We start from the raw sequence: 17,712 nt of genomic DNA on the forward strand, positions 1-17,712 counted from the left end.
GACGGGGGGCGAGGGGTTTATGGGGGTGACTGTGGGGGTTATGGTGGGAGTAGTGTTTGGGTTGGTAGTGGGGCTTATCTTGGTGGGGGTTGGAATTGGGGGAGTGGGATTTAGGGGGATGTATAGTTTTATGGCCATAGGTTTGAATGTGGGGTGGTTCATTATGGGCCCGCGGGGAGGGGTTATAATGGTACGGCCGTAGCTTTTCGGAATAATTCCTTTCCCAGTTTAAATCTTGGTTATTTGTGTCCCAGTTACGCATATATATAAATAGAATTTATTTGATAGTAAAAAATAGGAAGATAGATTAAAATATGAACTAGAGATAAAGGTAGGCTCCCCCCTTGTCTCGCTGGAGAACAAAGGGGGTTAACTATATATTAACTAATAAAAATATTTCTGCTCAACGGAAAGAAAATTAAGAAATAAATAAAGGATGATGAAGAAAATTTAATAGTGGGAGTGGGGGGATATTAGCGAGTTTCTGTGAGGGGGTATAGGCGGAAGATAGACTGGAAGAAGGCCCAGGCGGTTTTTATTTCTGGGGCTTTGACTTCGTCCCATTGTCCTGGTTGACAATAGAGATAGGGGATAAGTCGTCGGAGGATGGGGATAGAGAGGTTGACAAATCGGAGGCCCACTTGGACTTCGCCAGTGGGACTGTTTCTGCCGCCTCTATACCATTCTAGTTCCACGTCAATAGTAAGTCCAGCCAATTCACTGGCCAGCCCGGTAAAATGGATTTGGCCTTTTAACCCCTTTGGCAGATGGGGTGGGAGATAATTGCAGTGGGGGTATAGGAAAATACGGGCGCCACCTTCTGATATATCAAGTGTATATCCTGAGTATTGGTACTCGTCGAGGAATAGTTGACAATATTCGCGGCGGGGGAAACGGGTATGTCGTCGCTGGGGCACGTCTATAGAGGCGAGGATGCACATTGCCATGAGGATGAGATTATAACTGGACCACATCATGTTAATAATGAGGCTATCGGGGTTGACGATGGTGTCTTGAAGGGGGGAGGTACGCCAGATTAGTCCTACAATGGTAAGGATGGCGATTATGAGGAAGGGGCGTACCAGGAACCAATTGACATGGATTTTATGGGGGTCTATAATGCCCTTGGGGGTTACCTTGAAGCGTTTACCCTTAGGACGCCATAGAGTGTTGATGACGGTGGCTGCCATGGGGAGGCAGATAACAGTCTCATAGACATCAGACCAGAAAGCGGAGCGTAGTCCTTCTGTGAGCCAGGAGAAGGTCATTATATTACCTATGTAGTAGGGTAAATAGAAGTAGATAACCTCGTTGACTGTAGCTTTCAAAGGTGCTAGGCCGAAGAGGAGGTAAGCCAGGGGGATAAGGAGAAAGAGGACTCTGGGGATAGACAGTAACCAGTAGACTATAGAGAGGGAGTGCGAGAAGCGTTGTGGGAGACTGAGGTTAGGTGCGGTGAGGAAGTTGCCCTTGAGGAAGAGCATTTGTAGTGTTCCTTGACACCAGCGTAGTCTTTGGTTGATATAGGCACTGATGTTTTCTGGGGACAAGCCGGCGGCGAGGGCTTCATTAAGGTATTTAACACGGTAACCGAGGGTTTGCAGTCTAAGACTGGTAAAATAGTCTTCTGTAATGCTCTCGGTGGGGATACCGCCAATTTCATCGAGGGCGGAACGACGGATTACGAAACAAGTGCCACAGCATACTACGGCATCGAAGAAGTCGCGGCTAGGTTGGATGAAGCGGAAGAAGAGGGTTTGCTCGTTGTTAACAGTTCCTTGTAGTCCTAGGTTAACGGTGATAGGATCTTCGTTAAAGAAGTGTTGGGGGGTTTGTACCAGGGCTGTTTTGGGGTCTTGAAAAAAGCCCACAGTTCTGGTAAGGAAGTTACGACAGGGGACAAAATCGGCATCGAAGACGGCAATCAATTCCCCGGTGAGGGTGGGGAGGGCGTGGTTGATATTGCCGGCTTTAGCGTGACGGTTGTCAGGGCGATCGCGGTATTCACAGCCCAATTCAGCGGCTAATGCCCTAACTTCGGGACGACGGGTGTCATCAAGGAGATATATTTTCTTGTGGGGGTAGTCCATAGCCTGACAGCCGATGACAGTGCGGCGGAGGATGTCTACTCCCTCGTTGTAGGTGGGGATGATGACATCTACCCAGGGGAGGTATTTGCCTTGGACAACGGCTTGACTGAGACGGTCTGCTTCTGGACTACGATCTATGGAGAAGATGGTGTGGAAGAAGAAGGCGATGGAGTTGAAGAGGTTGAGGGATTCGGCCAAAAAAAAACTACAGATACAGTGCCGTTAAGGAAATCTTCTAGGTTAAGACTGTTGAAGAGTCGCCACAGCCAATAGCGAATACCAAAGAGTGCAAGACCACTACTAACAATAAGTCTAGACAAGAAGTTGGGTTTTGGCCACAACTCTTTTACCACGAAGGTCATGGTCAGCCAGACGATAGCAGGCAGGAGAAGAGCTTCTAGACTAGTGCCGGGAGTCATGAATAGTACCCTTCCCTGACGCCAAAGGCCGACCAAATTGGGGATTAGATTGTGCCAGTCCAAAAGGGGGAGAAGGTGGGGTAACTCAGGGAGAAGCTCCCACACCGCCACGACGGTGATGGAGGTTATTCCGGCCAAGAGAATCCAGCCATCCCAGCCAATGCGACGTGTTGTCATTGCTCTCCACTTCGAGGACTATCTCTACACTTTGGCCAACACCACAGAAATTACCGGCGGTCAAATCCGAGGGCAATTGTTGGAGGGTGACGTCCACTGCTAGTTCGTTACGTACCAAGTCGGGGGGTGGGACTGCCACATTTTCCCCCACTTGTACTTTGCCGACGCCACCGCGAATAGCTCTCACAGTGCCTTTTATTTCCCTACCAGTTCCATCTAAAAGTCTGACCCTGGCGGGTTGTCCAATATAGAGTTTAGCATTAGCTCTTTCTGACACGAGGCCGGTGGCCCAAACATCTTTACAGTCCAGTAACTTGAGTACCGGGTCACCTGCGGATATTGGGATACCCAGAGGTCCTGTTTTGTGTATTACAGACCAAACTACAGTATCATTAGGGGCTTTTAGTTGGGCACTTCGTTGTAAAGCCAGTTGTCTGTTGATGATTTCTATTTCCCTACGCAACTGGGTGATGGTAGTTTCATTTTCTAACAATTCAGCTTCTATTTCCTTCTTTTCCACTTCCAAGTCTAAAAGACGAATTTGGGGGAAACTGAAATTACGGGCGGAGTCTAATTGTAGTCCTTTGCGGACAGCTTCGAGGGCGGCCTGTTGACGACGCAATTCTGCCTTTTTGTTTTCCACAACCTTTGCAGCCTGTTCAGCTTTAGTTATGGCGGCATCGGCCACATTTTGTGCCACTACCCCTTCTCTTGCCAGGAAACTATAACGGTCTGCCTCCAGTTTAGCAAAGGCCAGGGCTTCTTCTGCCTCTTTTAGTTGGGCGAGGGTGGCTTCTACGACACTTTCAAAATACTTGACCTCCAGATTGATTTGATTTTCCTTATAGTCTTTGAATTGGTTGATCAGTTGTATACGGTTAGCCAGTTTACGGGTGAGGCTTTTTTTTCTTGCCAATGCCACGGCGAGTCGGGTTTCCAGATTTTGGCGATCTGTTTCTAGTTGGGGATTTCGTTCGTTGCGGATTTCGCCCACCACCTCGCCCTTTTTGAGGGCATCTCCTGGACGTAAGTCTTTAAGTGTGAGGGTGCCGGTGATGGTAGCATACATGTCAATTACTGCGCCGTTAAGATAGCCTACCCTGCTTACCACATAGCGTTGCCTATTCCAGAGTAGATAACCCGCCACCCCTATTAAGGCCAAACCGAAGGCGACTCGGAGGGCTTTAAACATGGCCCTCCTGATGGCCTTACCCCTTTCGCCGGAGTCAACTTGCGGTTGTTGTTGAAATTCCTTTTTTGTGACTCGGGTATCCATAGGGGTGGAAACAGCATCCTATCCACTTTTGTGCCCGGGTGAATTTTTGTGAATCATTGTAAATTGGCTTAAAGACTCACCGGGGGAAAAAGAGGGACATAAGGGAGGCTATTAATGGTTTTCAGTTTTTGTTTCCATTTTAGACTGGTCTTTTGGGCGGTAGGGTTTTCTTTTTTTCATTTTCATTAAAGATTCATTAAAGAGTTGTTAAAGATTTTTTTGGCACAAAAGAATTCTGTCCCTGAATACACTTAATATTTTTTTGCAGCTATGAGATGGTAATTATTTTTTCTTGTTTTTTACTGTTACAATTGCTGTTTTAAGTATAAATACTTAAATAGAATTAGGGAGATAAATAGGAACACCAATCACTCCAGCCGCCGGGGTACAATTTGCCGTGGTGGACACCAATGGCAGCAAGGGACATGAGATTAACACAGGCGGTGACACCAGAACCACAGTAGACAATAATCTCCTGGGCGTCTAAATAGGGTTGCCAGAGGGATTGTAGTTCCTGTGTAGATTTTAAGAAACCGGTATCGGTAGTGACTTGTTGCCAGAATATATTTTTAGCACCGGGGATGGAGCCAGCGACAGGGTCAATGGGTTCCTCTTGGCCAAGATAACGGGAGGGGCTACGGGCATCGACAATTACCGCATTGGGGGAATTAAGCCGTTGTTTGACATAATGGATGTCCACCACCCAGTGGGAGTTGACTGTTACCGGGAAATGTCCTTGACCGGGGGGAGGGATGTCACTGGTGACGGGGTAGTGGTGTGACTGCCACTGTTGCCAACCGCCATCCAGGATAAACACCTTGTCATGGCCTAGATATCGCAGTAACCACCACAGACGAGAGGCAAAGGCGAAACGAGAGTCGTCGTAAACCACAACAGTAGTCAGATTTTTAAAAATGCCTATTTGTTCTAATTTTTGTGCCAGGATGTAGGGATTGGGGAGGGGGTGTCTGCCACCATGGGCCTGTGGTGGACTGGAAAGGTCTTTGTTTAAGTCTAGATAGTAGGCATTTTGGACATGACTGGCTAGATATTGTTGATACCCCCAAAGACTATCTTCTAGGCGAAAACGACAGTCGATTATCTTTACCAGGGGGGATTGTAAATTGTCTCTAAGCCACTGGGGGGAAACAACAGTCTGGATAGGAGTCATATGTGGAAGGGAATTGGGAGGAAAATCAGAGAAATACAACTTCAAGGGTAAAACATATGGACATAGGCGCGAAAGGGGGGGAGGGGAAAGAGAGCGAGGGAGAAAGCCGTTGTTTTCAAGGATTTGAACTATTTGTCAGAGATTACCAGCAGTGGGATAAAAAAAGACTAAGCCAGAAAGAGGAAGAGGAGGGGTAGGGGGTGCAGAGGGCGAATACCCCCTATCTATTGTAGTCTTGTCCAAGGAAGGTGGCTCAACTGTAAAATTCTCTCATATGGTTGCTCGACGGCTCCCCTTTTAACCCGAGAAAAAGAGGATAGAGAGAGTTAGTAACTTCATATCCCCTACATCCTACTCCCTATACCCTAACCCCCACATCCCATCCCCCTATGGTGTGGAATAGGGTATTATGATACTAAAAGAGGGTCTGTGGAGGAGAAGGATGGGCACCAGTGGAGAGAATCCCACAAGGGGCAAGGAAATGTCCGAGTTAGTGGATCCGGGTTTACTCAAGGCTGCTAGGGAGATATATCACACCTACTGTTACTTCCACGTAAAACTACCAAAACCTCCTATAGGGGTGGCCATTGACAGGAAAACTTACCGAGGGCAGCTGCTGTTTACTAAACGTCCTATTTTGCTGCCGTGGGAAAACTTCATTCCCATCAGCCAAATAGAATCTGAAACTTGATTTTGCTCCACCATTGTGTGATACAATTGGCCCATAACCATAGTCCCAGCAGTTTATGCTCCGTTATGCCTATTTTCCGGGCTGTGTTGCTCAAGGCGCCTGTAGGGAATTACACCAGTCCACCCTAGCCATTAGCGAGGTTTTAGGGATTGAACTAGTGGAACTGAAAAAGGCCTCCTGTTGTGGTTCTGGCACTTACAAAGAGGATTCACAGCTATTAGAGGATGCAGTGAATGCCCGCAACATAGCCCTGGCGGAGGAAGAGGGCCTTCCCCTTTTAACCCACTGTAGCACCTGTCAGGGGGTAATTGGCAGTGTGGACGAGAGACTAAAAGAGGCAAAGGAAAACAATCCTGAGTATCTGGCCAAAATCAACCAGCTGCTGGAGAAGGAAAACTGTCATCCATACCGGGGGATTACAAGGGTAACGCATTTGTTGTGGGCCTTAATTGGAGATTATGGTTTAGAGGCGTTAAAGGGAAAGGTGGTTAAACCGCTGGCGGGGTTGAGATGTGCCGCCTTTTATGGATGTTACCTGTTAAGGGCACAAAAACATCTTCCCTTTGATAGCCCCTGGAATCCCCAGTCCTTAGAAAGGATTTTTACCACAGTGGGGGCTACTGCTGTTTACTACGAGGGGAGAATCAAATGTTGTGGGTGGCCCATTTCCAGTTATGCCAGCCAACAGTCCTTTCAAATGGCAGGGAAGCATCTGTTGGAGGCGATGGCCAACGGCGCCGACTGTATTGTAACCCCTTGTCCCCTATGTCATCTGAATTTGGACTCTCGGCAGCCGGAAATAGCCCGGGTTTTAGGAAGGAAAATCAATTTACCCATTCTCCACCTGCCCCAACTAGTAGGCTTAGCATTGGGGATATCGCCGCGGAAACTGGGATTGTATAATCACGTTGTTTCTACCAGGGGAGTGTTGAAAAAACTAGGGCTATCATGACACCACTAGAAAGGGCAATAGAAGAATTTAATCAGGGGAAATACTACCAATGCCATGACACGTTGGAGGCTATTTGGATGGAGGCTGTGGAACCAGATAAGACATTCTATCAGGGAATCCTGCAAATTGCAGTAGCCTGTTACCACCTCAATAGAAATAATTGGCGCGGTGCGGTGATGCTGTTGGGGGAGGGGACAAGAAAACTAAGGGAATATGAACCAGAATACATGCAAATAGCCGTAGACGAGTTGGTGAGACAAAGTTGCGAACTATTGATGGCCTTACAGAATATGTCTCAGGGGGATGGGCGGGTAGCAGACGGACAGCAAAAAGGGAAAGATAACCTCCGTCTGCCCACCATCCGTCTTGTCAACCAGTAGGACTAACTGTCATTGGCTTTTGTGGGGGGTTGTTGGGATTGCCAGTCTTTTGAAGAAGATTGCAATTCTTCCGAAGGAGGCTGCTGTTGAAAGTCAAAGAAGCCAGCATAGGCCTCCATGCCGTGTTCGCCAATATCTAGACCCACATACTCCTCCTCGGGGGGCACTCTTAGCCCAAACAGGAGCCTCAAAACAGACCAGAACAGGGTACTCAATACAATCATAGTGACGCCGACGGCTACGACTCCCAAAAATTGAATCCCCAACAATTTGAAGTCCCCACTGGAGAAAAAACCATTTACTGTCTTGTCACCGTAAATTTCGCCGTCAGCAAACAGTCCCACAGCCAAAGTGCCCCAAATGCCATTCACCAGGTGAACCGAAATGGCACCCACCGGGTCGTCTATTTTTAGTAATTCAAAAATATATACAGAGACAACTACAAGAATCCCGGCAATAGTGCCAATGGTGATGGCATTACCGTAGGATACCATAGCACAGCCGGCAGTAATGGCCACCAGTCCTGATAAAACGCCGTTGATGGTAAGGGACAAGTCAGGTTTTCCTGCCAGAATCCAACTGGTAATTGTACCGGCCAGGCCCCCAGAGGCAGCCGAAAGGTTTGTGGTCAAAGCAATACGGGCTATATGCTCATTCACCTCCATGGTGGAACCACTGTTGAAGCCAAACCAGCCTATCCAGAGGATAAAACAGCCCAGGGTGGCAATACTTAAATTGTGTCCGGGCAGTGGAGTAATACTGCCATTACTGGAATACTTACCTAGTCTTGGGCCTAGTAATATGGCTCCGGTGAGAGCACACCATCCTCCCACAGAATGTACTACGGTAGAGCCAGCAAAGTCCAAAAAGCCCATTTTGTCCAACCAGCCACCGCCCCATGCCCAGTGTCCCACCAGGGGATAGGCGAAGGCCGTCAATAAGAAGCTAAACCAGAGAAAGTCAATGAATTTAATCCTTTCTGCCACCGCTCCCGAAACGATGGTAGCCGCTGTGCCGGCAAAAGCCACTTGAAACAAAAACTTGGCCGCTAGGGGAACTCCCGTCCAACTCAAAGCAGTATATACCCCTTCATAGTCACTGCCCGTGGCGGGGCTATTGTCTGCACCTTTGAGGAAAAAACCCTGACTGCCTATAAAGTCATTGCCATCGCCGAACATCAGGGCAAAACCAATGGACCAAAAAGCGAGGGTGGTAATGCCAAATACAATGAGGTTTTTTGACAACAAATTAACTGCATTTTTACTGCGACAAAAGCCGGTTTCCAGCATGGCAAAACCGGCATTCATGCTTATTACCAAAACCGAGGCCAGCACCACCCACAGGGTATCTAAACCTATCTTTAACTCCCTTGCGACTGTTCCCGTGGCTATTCCATTTTCTTGGGCGTAAACTCCATAGCCGGAAAACAAAATCAAAATAGCACTCAGCAAAATACAACCTTGAATACTAGTATTGTTTTTTATTTTCCTCGCCGCCGCCGCGATTTTCCTTCTTGTTCGTCTTTCCCACATCTGTCCCCACCTACTATTTTCTGTGGGGATTATATAGGGTTATAGTTTTAGCAATGGCATCAAATTTTACAAATTTTAAGACTTAACTAAGGGGGGCTATAAATCATAATCAACTCCTGTTGTGGATTATATACCTCCACATAAACCCCATATTTTGCACTAATGTACTGATAGTTTTTTTCCACCTGATTTATATGATTAATTATCCTACTGTCCTGGAGGCCGTTTCCCATCATACCTCCCATTTCCGAGAGGCTACTTATTTTTTTCAGGTACTCCGGGGTCAGATAGATTTTCACGTAATTATTTTCCACTAAGTATTGACAAATATTCTCCGTGCCCTGACAAATTGTGTGCAGTTCTCTTTTAATTTCTTCCCTTGTGACGGCAATTTTGAGCTGGCTCCTAGCCTTTTGTAACTGTTTTTCTGCCTCTTTTTTCCAAGCCTGAATTGCCTGTTTTTCCCAGCTCTCTGCTGGGATTTTTTCGCTGATAGCAAGGGCATCTTGCCAGTATTTAACAGCTTGACTCCATTGATTTTCTGTTTCTGATTTTTTAGCTAGTTTGCTTTTTTGTTCGACCATTTTTTTATAATTTTGGGCAGATTCTTCCCTTCTTATTATTGCCTGAACTCCTTTTAATTTTTGCTGATAATCTGAGAAAAGCTCATTTCCTTCTCGAGAAGCACTTGTGTTGAGTGGGATTGACTGCAGATGAGCGATAGCCCTTTTCCATTTCGACTCCAACTTTTTCAGTTTTAGCAAATTATCCACATTCCCCTGTAAAGCCTCTGCTTCAGACGCCAATTTTTTTGCGGTGGCAAGGGTTTTTTCTGCCTTTTCCTCCGCGTCTATTTGCGTTTCTACCAATTCCAATTGTTTTTGGCATTCAGCAATTTTTCTGTTTTTGACTTCCTGAAGCTGGGGTATGTCTATCTGATTCAGATAATCCACTGCCTGTTGCCAATACTGTTGAACACTTTTCCATTCAGTCAAAGAAAGGGGAGGATTTAAGGTCATGTTTCTGGCATAATTCGCTGAAAGATTTGCCTTTTCAAACAGTTCCAAACTTTCTATATAACTCCGGTATTTTCCAATAATTTTTTCCGCTTTGCCATGATATCTTGACCAGGGAGGTATAGCTTGTAAATATTTAATCCGCGCCACTATTTCCCTTTTCAAAGTTTCAATTTCTTCCCGAGAAAATTCCTTGTTGTTAACCCGGTTCAGTAGGAAGTCTATATCAGTTTCCTCTATTAAAGCACAGTCTCCTAAAACACAGGGGCGAGTAAAATAGTAACTGATTCCTACGGTCAACAAACTGAACAACCCCAAAGTAAAGACTAAGATTCCCGAAAAGTTTTCTAATTTTATGGAAAAGACATAGTCTTTTTTTTTAGAATAGTTACTACTGCTAAACAAACGGCGATTATCTTCCTCGAAGCTGTAGAAATATACCAGATCAGGGCGGTGAAAATCTCGGATAATAAAATTGTCTAATATTTGACGTCTCCTGATGACTTGGACAATCAAATCCACGATGGTTGGTAAATCTTCCTGATGGTATTCATAAAGAGAAATAAAGAGGACATTGCAGTTATTTTCCTCAAGGATTTCACAGGAGAAATTAAATTTAACAAATTGAGCCGCAACCTCACTAATCTCTCGGGCAAGCTCGTCGGCAGTAATACCTAGTCCAGAGGCGGTTTTGAGTAGCATAAAATATATGAGATTACTCTAGTTCCAGAGCAACAATATTGTTGTTAAAATGATATAATCGGGGGGAGAGAATTGTCTACGAAAACAAGAAAATGATATTACTAGGAGACACGGATAAAAAATGAAAGGGTCATGGTAGCAAAATTGGCCACGGAAATATTATCATCTATTGTTAGAGCTACTGTGTAAACCAATAGGGAGCAGGAATAGGGATTTGTGTTATATCTAGCAGAAGTAAAAGGACAAACAAGAAGCTTTGTAACAGGGGCATACAAAACGGAGTTGAGACTGCTGGCGGCCCAAACAGCAGAACAAACATGGAATACCATAGGCGGGGAAGAAGTGGTCGTAACAGAGGCCATCAACGAACCGACGACAAAGGGGGCCCTCTATGTCCTCAACCTGGATGCCCAGAAACAACTCCTGTCTCAGCCTGAATTGGCGGGACAAAGGATTGTCAACTATCTGCGTCACTTCTCCCGAGTGTTGGAAAAGACAAAGGCCCAAGAAGAGGAGATAGAAGCATGGAAAAATTCACTTAGAATACAAGGAGAAGAAATAGCCCGGCGTCAGGCCGAACTCGACCTGGAACAACAGATAATACAGCAGCAAAAAGAAGAATTGGCCCGTCTGGAGGAGGAAAAGGAAAAACTCAGTGGTGCCTGGGAACAACTTAGACAACAGCAGGCAAAAAACAACGAAAACAAGGCCAAGTTAAGAGCCCTCATCACAAAAGTACAGGAGGGCAGCTACAGGGAAGAACTACAATCCCAGGCTCTTGCGGCCATAGAAACACAAACAGCAATACTGGAAAAACTACAACAAAGACTGTCACAGGAAAAAGCAACACTGGCAGAAAAACAAGAGCAGTTGGCCACAAAAGAAAAAGAATTGGCGCAAAAAAAGGCAGAAACCACAGAAATACAGCAAAAACTCCAACAAGCCCTCCTCAGTCTGCAGTTACAACAACAGGCCTTGACAGAAAAAGAAGAGGCTCTGAAATATGTAGTTAATGCATTGGAAGTACTGGAAAACCTAAGACAGGATATTGTCTATCTGATGGACGAGGAGCAAACTAGTGTGGACTGTCAAGAGTTGGAAAACATGCCAATTGTGGACTTGGAAGAAAGGTTTAATAACCTCAAACAAGAAACTGATAAACTGGTGGAGTTTGTCAATATGCAAGAAGAGGAGTTGTCCTTACAGGCAGAGGAGGTTAGGGAAATACGAAAGAAACTGGCGGTAGCGACAGAAAGAGAACGCCCTTCCCTAGAGGAGGAACTGGCAGACGCCCAGGAATCACTGAAGATGCTAAATGAGACATTGGTAGGACAAAGGAAAAATCTACGCAAACAACAAAGAATCCTCAACGAACACCTGAAAATCCTCAGTCGTCGTAAGGGGATTGTGGAGGTGGACTTCAGGGAAACTATTAGTCTGAGGCCATTGAAGGAAGAAGTAGAAGTACAAAAAGAAATCCTTTGCCAAAAAAGAGAACAAATAGCCGCCGAATTGGCCTCCCTTAGGGAGGCCAAGGCTAACTTGGAGGCAGAATACAATAAACAACAACAACTATACAAACAGGTTCAACAACAGCAGGAAGAGATGGAAGTACAATGGCGACAAGTATATGAAGAGGTGATTAGGGCAGAAGCGGCAGTAAGCCTACTAGAAGAAAATATCCCCTCCCTGCAGGTTTGTTTACAGGGAATTAGAGAATCTGTTGCCCACACCAAGCCTCCCACTGAGGTGGTGCAACTGTTGAGGGAAATAGAAGCTACACTATAGTCCACCATCAAACCACAGTGAAGACTCTCAACTGTTTACTTCTTGTTTTTTTTGTCTGTTTTCTGCCACAACCCACAGTGTGGGCAGACGGGCAAAAAGCCCCTTCGGATGCCGCAGAAGAATTGGATTTGCCCCGGGATATTATAGAAAATAGCCCCGTGATTCAAAAATGGCTCAAGGAAATCCCCGACGTAGCCGGGGAAATTCGCCACAAACCCAGTTTTTCCACCCTCTTGCGCCTCGGTTATAGCCAATTTCCCTCTTCCCACCACGCTGGTGGTTTTTCTTTTGCCTTGGAAGACTTGTTTATTGCCAACACCCCCCTTACTGTGAATGCCCAATACAGTCGGAATTTTGACGGTGCCAACAGAAAACAAAAACGACAAACAGCAGGGGGTAGTCTCCAATATTATCTACTCCCCCTAGGAGACTATGTAAATGTAGCACCAATAGTAGGCTATAAATACATCAAAACCGGCGACTATGCCACGGGAGGTTTAAATTTAGGGGTTAAACTCAAATTGGCCCTATCTCCGGGTGGTGGCAGCGACATCTCGGTGACTCAGAGTTTTCTTTCCCCTACTAGTAGTCAAGAAGTAGGCATGACGGAAATTACTGCCGGTTATGCCATCACCAAGAGTATGCGGCTTTTCAGTGGCATCAGTTGGCAAAACTCCATCAAACAGGCTGATTCCCAGGTGACTGTGGGACTAGAATTGCTTTTAAAATGAACACAAAACCCCCACCGCCCCCCCTTTTTGTTATGAATCCTCTCCGCGGTGGAAAAATAAATATAATAGTTCTCAACTACTACTGTAGACCTATGAATCAGGGCGAATTATCTAGGGGGGACATATTAGTACAAAGATACCTCATAAAGGAAAAAATCGGTGTCGGTGGCATGGGCACTGTCTATAAGGCTCAGGATTTGGCCTGTAAAAACCAAAATGTGGCTGTTAAAGTATTTTCTCGTGCCCTGGACGACATGAAAATGCTAAAACAATTCCAAAAAGAGGCTACCATTTGTGCTCTTTTGTCTGAGAGAAGTGAAAATATCGTCAGGGTAACTGACTACGGCATTGACGAGAAAAAAGTGCCTTTTTATGTGATGGAATTGCTAGAGGGGGAAAATCTGGATGATTATATCGATGTACATGATATTACCCTTGAACAATTTATAGACTTTGTCTGTCAAATCTGTAGGGCAATGGAAACCGCCCACAATGGTATTTTTTTTGAGGGTCAAATTTGTCCCATCATTCACCGAGACCTTAAACCCAGTAACATTTTTGTCGTAGAAACAAAAACAGGAAAACAGCTAATTAAAATACTGGATTTTGGAGTAGCAAAAATACTAAAAGAAGGGAATGAAAAACAAACAGAATTTATGGGCACCCCCAGATATTCCTCTCCCGAACAATTAGAGGGAAAAAGGTTGGACAATCGCTCCGATATTTACAGTCTGGGGATGATTATGTACAGACTGCTTACTAAAAAATACCCTTGGGATTTAGAGATAGATTCTCCTGCAGAATGGTACAAGGCTCATACCACCAGAAAACCCAACCCCTTCCCCCGTCATTTAAATATACCCTCCGAGCTAGAAGATTTAGTGCTAAAATGCTTAGAAAAGGCACCAGAAAATAGACCACAAAACGCAGGTGAAATTATCCAAAAACTAGAATCCATTGCTCGTAAATTACAGGCCAATAAATCCAAATCCTCTTCCCGCGACACCAAAGGCACCCTTTTCAAAATCCAGTCTCGGGATCAATTCCTATTATCTAACACCTGGCCTAATACTATGCCAAAACAAAAAATCGTTTTTCCCCGTCTAGTTGCATATGAGGATAGGCCCCTTCCTACTGTCTGTGCCATGTTAGAGACAGAGGATATTGAAAGACGTAAAAATAACATACGTTACAGTCAATTTCTTTTTCAAAGTTATCCCCATCCAATGATCTTATGGGTAACCGCACTTTATAGTCCTAAAGATGGCCCCCGTTGGCTACCCTGTTATATCGATTTAAAAACAAAAGTCGGCCAACAGATGATTGAGGCTTTGCTAGAATCAAAGGAGTATTTTGTCCTTTTATTTTCTTTGGAACCTCCCCACAGTTGTCAACATGTTTTACCATTTAAGGTGCTTCTGAAACAAAGGACTAATCTTAAACAATGGATGTCAGTTAGCAGCATGATAGCCGTAAAGCACCATGATGAAGCTATTTTTAGCAAGCGAAAACTTAAACAGGATTTGGAACTATTAAAACCGAAAATTGTCACGGAACTGGAAAAAACTAACACTCTGGAAGTTTACGGCTGATTATAATTTCTACTCCCCCAGCTTTCCTTCTATTATCTTGATGAGTTTAGCTGTATCCGCATTCCCCTCTTGATCTAATGAGGGTCCTATTGTTTCCAATATGTTTCCCTCCTTGCTTAGTAAAAATTCAAGATATTTTTTGTTGTAAAATGCTGGCCAAAAATTGGGATTAATTTTTAGGATGGTTTCGTAGGTAGCCAAACACTGTTTATAAAGTCCCAAATCCGCCTGGAGAATACCCAGATTGTAATGGCTGGGAATATGATTAGGATTTAAGTCTAATGCCTTCTTATAGTATTCCATTGCCTTTTGATGCTGACCTAACTTCTGATAAATCACCCCTAGATTGTAATAAGCGGAACAAAAATTGGGATTTAATTTGATAACATTTAAGTAGTCCTCAATAGCACTATATTTATCTCCTAGGCGATAATAAACCCCGGCGCGATTATAAAAGGACTGAAAGAAACTATTGTCTATCTGAATGGCAATGGTATAATCCTCCAGAGACTGGTTTAAGTTGTTGAGTTTAGCATTAATAAAACCCCTGTAAAAGTAGGCAAAAAAATTTATGCCCGTCAGAGCAATCTCCCTGTTAAAACATTCTAGGGCATCCTTGTATTTTCCCGATTGAAGATAAATCACTCCCAACAAGTGATAGGTAAGATGGTGGGAAGGATTCAAATCTAGGCTTCTTAAACAATCACGAGTTGCCAGAAAAAAATTCCCCAATTTGTAATAACACAGCGCCCTAAAAAAGAAAAACTTGTAACCCTGCACCTTGCCATTAAAAAAATCGTCCAATTCTCGACCTTCCAGCAGGCTGTTTATCATAATAATAGCGTTGCTGTATTCGCCTCGCTTTATAAAAAGACTTAAATCTTCAAGATGGTATTTTTCTTCCCGGACAACATCACTCAAACAATAAGAGAAACCCCCCATGTAAAATAGCTCCTCTAGCCGTAAACTCAATTGAGATGCCTGTTTATCATGGCGCCACAGGAAATGCCATCTGTTGGTCAAAATTTTCCTAGGCAAGAATCCTAAGAATGTCAAGGAACAATGTTCCGGTTTCTCGCTTGAATTTTTGGTAATTGAACAGAAAATAAATATGTGATTTTGTTCAGACTCATCCTGGTATACGGCAAGGGGATTGTTGTAATTATATCCCGGGAAAGTTTTGACATACACTCTGATTTTGTGATTCTGTTTAAGGACAAATCTATTAATCAAAACGTCAACTCTTTGAAAATCAGCGGGAGAGTGAGGACGAAAATCGGGCAGTAAAAGGTCACTAAAACAGGATAAAACAGCGGCGACAATCAATCTTTGATAGAACAGAACTGTAAAGACTTTCTCATAATCAGAATGACAGTTAAATTTGTCAACTATCTTGGCAGTATCCAGGTGGGAATCATGAATGGCAGTCCGAATAAAGTCACTTTTAAATGTCACTACTTCGCCGAAAACCCCCGAAAAATTGTTGTCTTTATGTAACAAATTGCCCCTTTGCAGGCGGAGACAAAAATCTTGTTGCTGTTGTTGTAATAGGCTAAAACAGTTCATTTTTAACCCAAATTCCCAGGATTATCACCCATCAGCCGCCGTTAAGGTTATTGTAGTCCAAGTGCTGGGAGAATGACTGTGTACTCGAAAAAACAGTTGATGGAAAGGAACGCCAGTGGTAGGATAGGGCGAGGGGTTAAGTGAGTGAATGGACGTAATTAATGGCACAAAATTGGTCCGAAATACTAAAACAGCTATTAGAAAAACAATCCCTGACTCAGTCTCAGGCAGAAAATCTAATGAGGGGATGGTTAAATTCACAAATACCACCCGCCCTGTCTGGCGCCATCTTAATCGCGCTACAGACTAAGGGGGTATCCGGTGAGGAATTAGCAGCAATGGCAAGGGTTTTACTAACAAAAGTCTATGATGATGACAGGCTAACAGGGCAACAGTCAAATACAATCCACCACCCATACCCAGTAATTGACACTTGTGGCACAGGAGGCGATGGGGCTTCCACCTTCAATATATCCACAGCAGTGGCCTTCGTCTGTGCCGCCGCCGGGGCAAAAGTAGCTAAACATGGTAATCGTTCCGCCTCTAGTAGAGTGGGTTCGGCAGATGTGTTAGAATACCTGGGGATAAAGCTAAACGTGCCACAAGAAGTAGCTAGGGCCGCCCTCGAGGAAGTGGGCATCACTTTCCTCTTCGCCCCAGGGTGGCACCCGGCCATGAAGGCCGTAGCCCCCATCCGCCAAGAGTTAAAGGTGAGAACAGTGTTTAACCTCCTAGGTCCTTTAGTGAACCCATTATACCCCACTGGACAGGTTTTGGGAGTGTATGACAGCTCTTTACTACAACCAATGGCAGAGGCATTAAAACTGTTATCCCGGCAAAGGGCTATAGTAGTTTACGGCAGAGAAAAACTAGACGAGGCGGGGTTGGGGGACTTGACGGATGTTGCCTTTGTAGAAGAGGGGAAAATCGAAAGAGGTATAATTAATCCCATGGAATTGGGGCTGGAGTCGGCCCCCTTGTCTGCCTTGAGGGGAGGAGATGTGAAAGAGAATGCCGAAATCCTCACTAGGGTATTACAGGGGAGAGGCACAAAAGCACAAACTGAAGTTGTGGCACTGAATGCTTCTTTGGGATTACAAGTAGCTGGAGTTGTAACCCTTGGTAATCATCATGAAGGGGTTAAACGGTCCCTGGAAATTCTAGCCAGCGGGGAGGCTTGGCGCAAACTCACAGAATTGGTGGATTTCTACGATCGGGGGACATCCGTGTAGAAACTAACAAAGGGACTTCCCCTCGATTTTCAAAAAAGATACCCCCGGATTATAACCTAGCTCGGTATAATTGACTAAAATTTACTAATTCCTCACCATAAAGAAATTGAGGGGACTAAAAAGGGAGTGGGGACTTTTTAAAGAATCCTATATCATTTGTTTTATTTTTATATACTGAAACTAGAGTGCCACCTTTTTAAAGAGTGCCATGAATGAAGGGGATTTGGACAATATGTTAGCTCAACACCTGGGGGCTACACCCAAGGGTAAGCCAGCCAATCACAATCTGCCGGCAGGTGTAGTCAAAAAGACAAAACCAAAAGAAGAATTACCAGAGATGGAAGTCAATCAAATGTTTGCTTGCAATGTAGCACAGATAAAGGTAGTGGGCGTCGGC

Annotated in this window: 14 protein-coding genes and 1 pseudogene; 9 read left to right on the forward strand and 6 right to left on the reverse strand. The window is 44.7% G+C overall.

Annotated elements, in window-relative coordinates; genetic code table 11:
- Window positions 1–473 precede the first annotated feature (473 nt).
- The 3 genes and pseudogenes from IGQ44_09950 to IGQ44_09960 form a co-directional block, all read right to left on the reverse strand.
- A pseudogene (locus IGQ44_09950) lies at window positions 474–2,686 on the reverse strand (glycosyltransferase).
- Window positions 2,595–3,962, reverse strand: a complete 1,368-nt coding sequence (locus IGQ44_09955; protein HIK38296.1) for an HlyD family efflux transporter periplasmic adaptor subunit — start codon at window positions 3,960–3,962, stop codon at window positions 2,595–2,597. The pseudogene IGQ44_09950 and the gene IGQ44_09955 overlap by 92 nt, the downstream one beginning before the upstream one ends.
- 343 nt (window positions 3,963–4,305) lie before the next feature.
- Complete coding sequence (locus tag IGQ44_09960; GenBank protein ID HIK38297.1) at window positions 4,306–5,133, reverse strand: sulfurtransferase; 828 nt, start codon at window positions 5,131–5,133, stop codon at window positions 4,306–4,308.
- 2 nt (window positions 5,134–5,135) lie between these two features.
- Between IGQ44_09960 and IGQ44_09965 the strand changes: the two genes are divergently transcribed.
- From IGQ44_09965 to IGQ44_09980, 4 genes are all read left to right on the forward strand, one after another.
- Window positions 5,136–5,330, forward strand: coding sequence for a hypothetical protein (locus tag IGQ44_09965; protein ID HIK38298.1), 195 nt, complete (start codon window positions 5,136–5,138; stop codon window positions 5,328–5,330).
- Window positions 5,331–5,575: 245 nt separating this feature from the next.
- Entirely contained in the window at window positions 5,576–5,824 is a 249-nt protein-coding gene (locus IGQ44_09970; GenBank protein ID HIK38299.1) for a hypothetical protein, read from the forward strand.
- Window positions 5,825–5,879: 55 nt separating this feature from the next.
- The gene (locus tag IGQ44_09975) at window positions 5,880–6,776 is read left to right on the forward strand and encodes a CoB--CoM heterodisulfide reductase iron-sulfur subunit B family protein (GenBank protein HIK38300.1); all 897 of its coding nucleotides are present in this window, start codon (window positions 5,880–5,882) and stop codon (window positions 6,774–6,776) included.
- Window positions 6,773–7,156: a DUF309 domain-containing protein gene (locus IGQ44_09980; protein ID HIK38301.1), complete on the forward strand. Its 384-nt coding sequence runs from the start codon at window positions 6,773–6,775 to the stop codon at window positions 7,154–7,156. Before IGQ44_09975 ends, IGQ44_09980 begins: the two co-directional genes overlap by 4 nt.
- Window positions 7,157–7,158: 2 nt before the next feature.
- Here the strand turns inward: IGQ44_09980 and IGQ44_09985 are convergent, their stop codons facing one another.
- Both IGQ44_09985 and IGQ44_09990 read right to left on the reverse strand, forming a co-directional pair.
- Window positions 7,159–8,688, reverse strand: coding sequence for an ammonium transporter (locus IGQ44_09985; protein ID HIK38302.1), 1,530 nt, complete (start codon window positions 8,686–8,688; stop codon window positions 7,159–7,161).
- 86 nt (window positions 8,689–8,774) lie between these two features.
- Window positions 8,775–10,406, reverse strand: coding sequence for a hypothetical protein (locus IGQ44_09990; GenBank protein HIK38303.1), 1,632 nt, complete (start codon window positions 10,404–10,406; stop codon window positions 8,775–8,777).
- Window positions 10,407–10,622: 216 nt separating this feature from the next.
- Between IGQ44_09990 and IGQ44_09995 the strand changes: the two genes are divergently transcribed.
- From IGQ44_09995 to IGQ44_10005, 3 genes are all read left to right on the forward strand, one after another.
- On the forward strand, window positions 10,623–12,194 hold the full coding sequence (locus tag IGQ44_09995; GenBank protein ID HIK38304.1) for a hypothetical protein: 1,572 nt from the start codon (window positions 10,623–10,625) through the stop codon (window positions 12,192–12,194).
- Window positions 12,195–12,316: 122 nt separating this feature from the next.
- Window positions 12,317–12,925, forward strand: a complete 609-nt coding sequence (locus tag IGQ44_10000) for a hypothetical protein (protein HIK38305.1) — start codon at window positions 12,317–12,319, stop codon at window positions 12,923–12,925.
- Between the two features lie 92 nt (window positions 12,926–13,017).
- On the forward strand, window positions 13,018–14,517 hold the full coding sequence (locus IGQ44_10005; GenBank protein ID HIK38306.1) for a serine/threonine protein kinase: 1,500 nt from the start codon (window positions 13,018–13,020) through the stop codon (window positions 14,515–14,517).
- 9 nt (window positions 14,518–14,526) lie between these two features.
- Here IGQ44_10005 and IGQ44_10010 read toward each other — a convergent pair whose 3' ends face one another.
- Window positions 14,527–16,083: a tetratricopeptide repeat protein gene (locus IGQ44_10010; protein ID HIK38307.1), complete on the reverse strand. Its 1,557-nt coding sequence runs from the start codon at window positions 16,081–16,083 to the stop codon at window positions 14,527–14,529.
- Between the two features lie 161 nt (window positions 16,084–16,244).
- Between IGQ44_10010 and trpD the strand changes: the two genes are divergently transcribed.
- Entirely contained in the window at window positions 16,245–17,315 is a 1,071-nt protein-coding gene (gene trpD, locus IGQ44_10015; GenBank protein HIK38308.1) for an anthranilate phosphoribosyltransferase, read from the forward strand.
- A 208-nt stretch (window positions 17,316–17,523) separates the two neighbouring features.
- Window positions 17,524–17,712 (forward strand): hypothetical protein (locus tag IGQ44_10020; protein HIK38309.1); only part of this gene is annotated, 189 nt, incomplete at its 3' end.

Origin of the sequence: Geminocystis sp. M7585_C2015_104, assembly GCA_015295805.1 — a bacterium.
In the GTDB taxonomy this organism is placed as follows: domain Bacteria; phylum Cyanobacteriota; class Cyanobacteriia; order Cyanobacteriales; family Cyanobacteriaceae; genus DVEF01.

Bases quoted from the DNA above. Each gene is read 5' to 3' on its own strand.
- IGQ44_09955 (HIK38296.1), bottom strand. From the start codon at position 3,962: ATGGATACCCGAGTCACAAAAAAGGAATTTCAACAACAACCGCAAGTT.
- IGQ44_09960 (HIK38297.1), bottom strand. From the start codon at position 5,133: ATGACTCCTATCCAGACTGTTGTTTCCCCCCAGTGGCTTAGAGACAAT.
- IGQ44_09970 (HIK38299.1), top strand. From the start codon at position 5,576: ATGGGCACCAGTGGAGAGAATCCCACAAGGGGCAAGGAAATGTCCGAG.
- IGQ44_09975 (HIK38300.1), top strand. From the start codon at position 5,880: ATGCTCCGTTATGCCTATTTTCCGGGCTGTGTTGCTCAAGGCGCCTGT.
- IGQ44_09980 (HIK38301.1), top strand. From the start codon at position 6,773: ATGACACCACTAGAAAGGGCAATAGAAGAATTTAATCAGGGGAAATAC.
- IGQ44_09985 (HIK38302.1), bottom strand. From the start codon at position 8,688: ATGTGGGAAAGACGAACAAGAAGGAAAATCGCGGCGGCGGCGAGGAAA.
- IGQ44_09990 (HIK38303.1), bottom strand. From the start codon at position 10,406: ATGCTACTCAAAACCGCCTCTGGACTAGGTATTACTGCCGACGAGCTT.
- IGQ44_10005 (HIK38306.1), top strand. From the start codon at position 13,018: ATGAATCAGGGCGAATTATCTAGGGGGGACATATTAGTACAAAGATAC.
- IGQ44_10010 (HIK38307.1), bottom strand. From the start codon at position 16,083: ATGAACTGTTTTAGCCTATTACAACAACAGCAACAAGATTTTTGTCTC.
- trpD (HIK38308.1), top strand. From the start codon at position 16,245: ATGGCACAAAATTGGTCCGAAATACTAAAACAGCTATTAGAAAAACAA.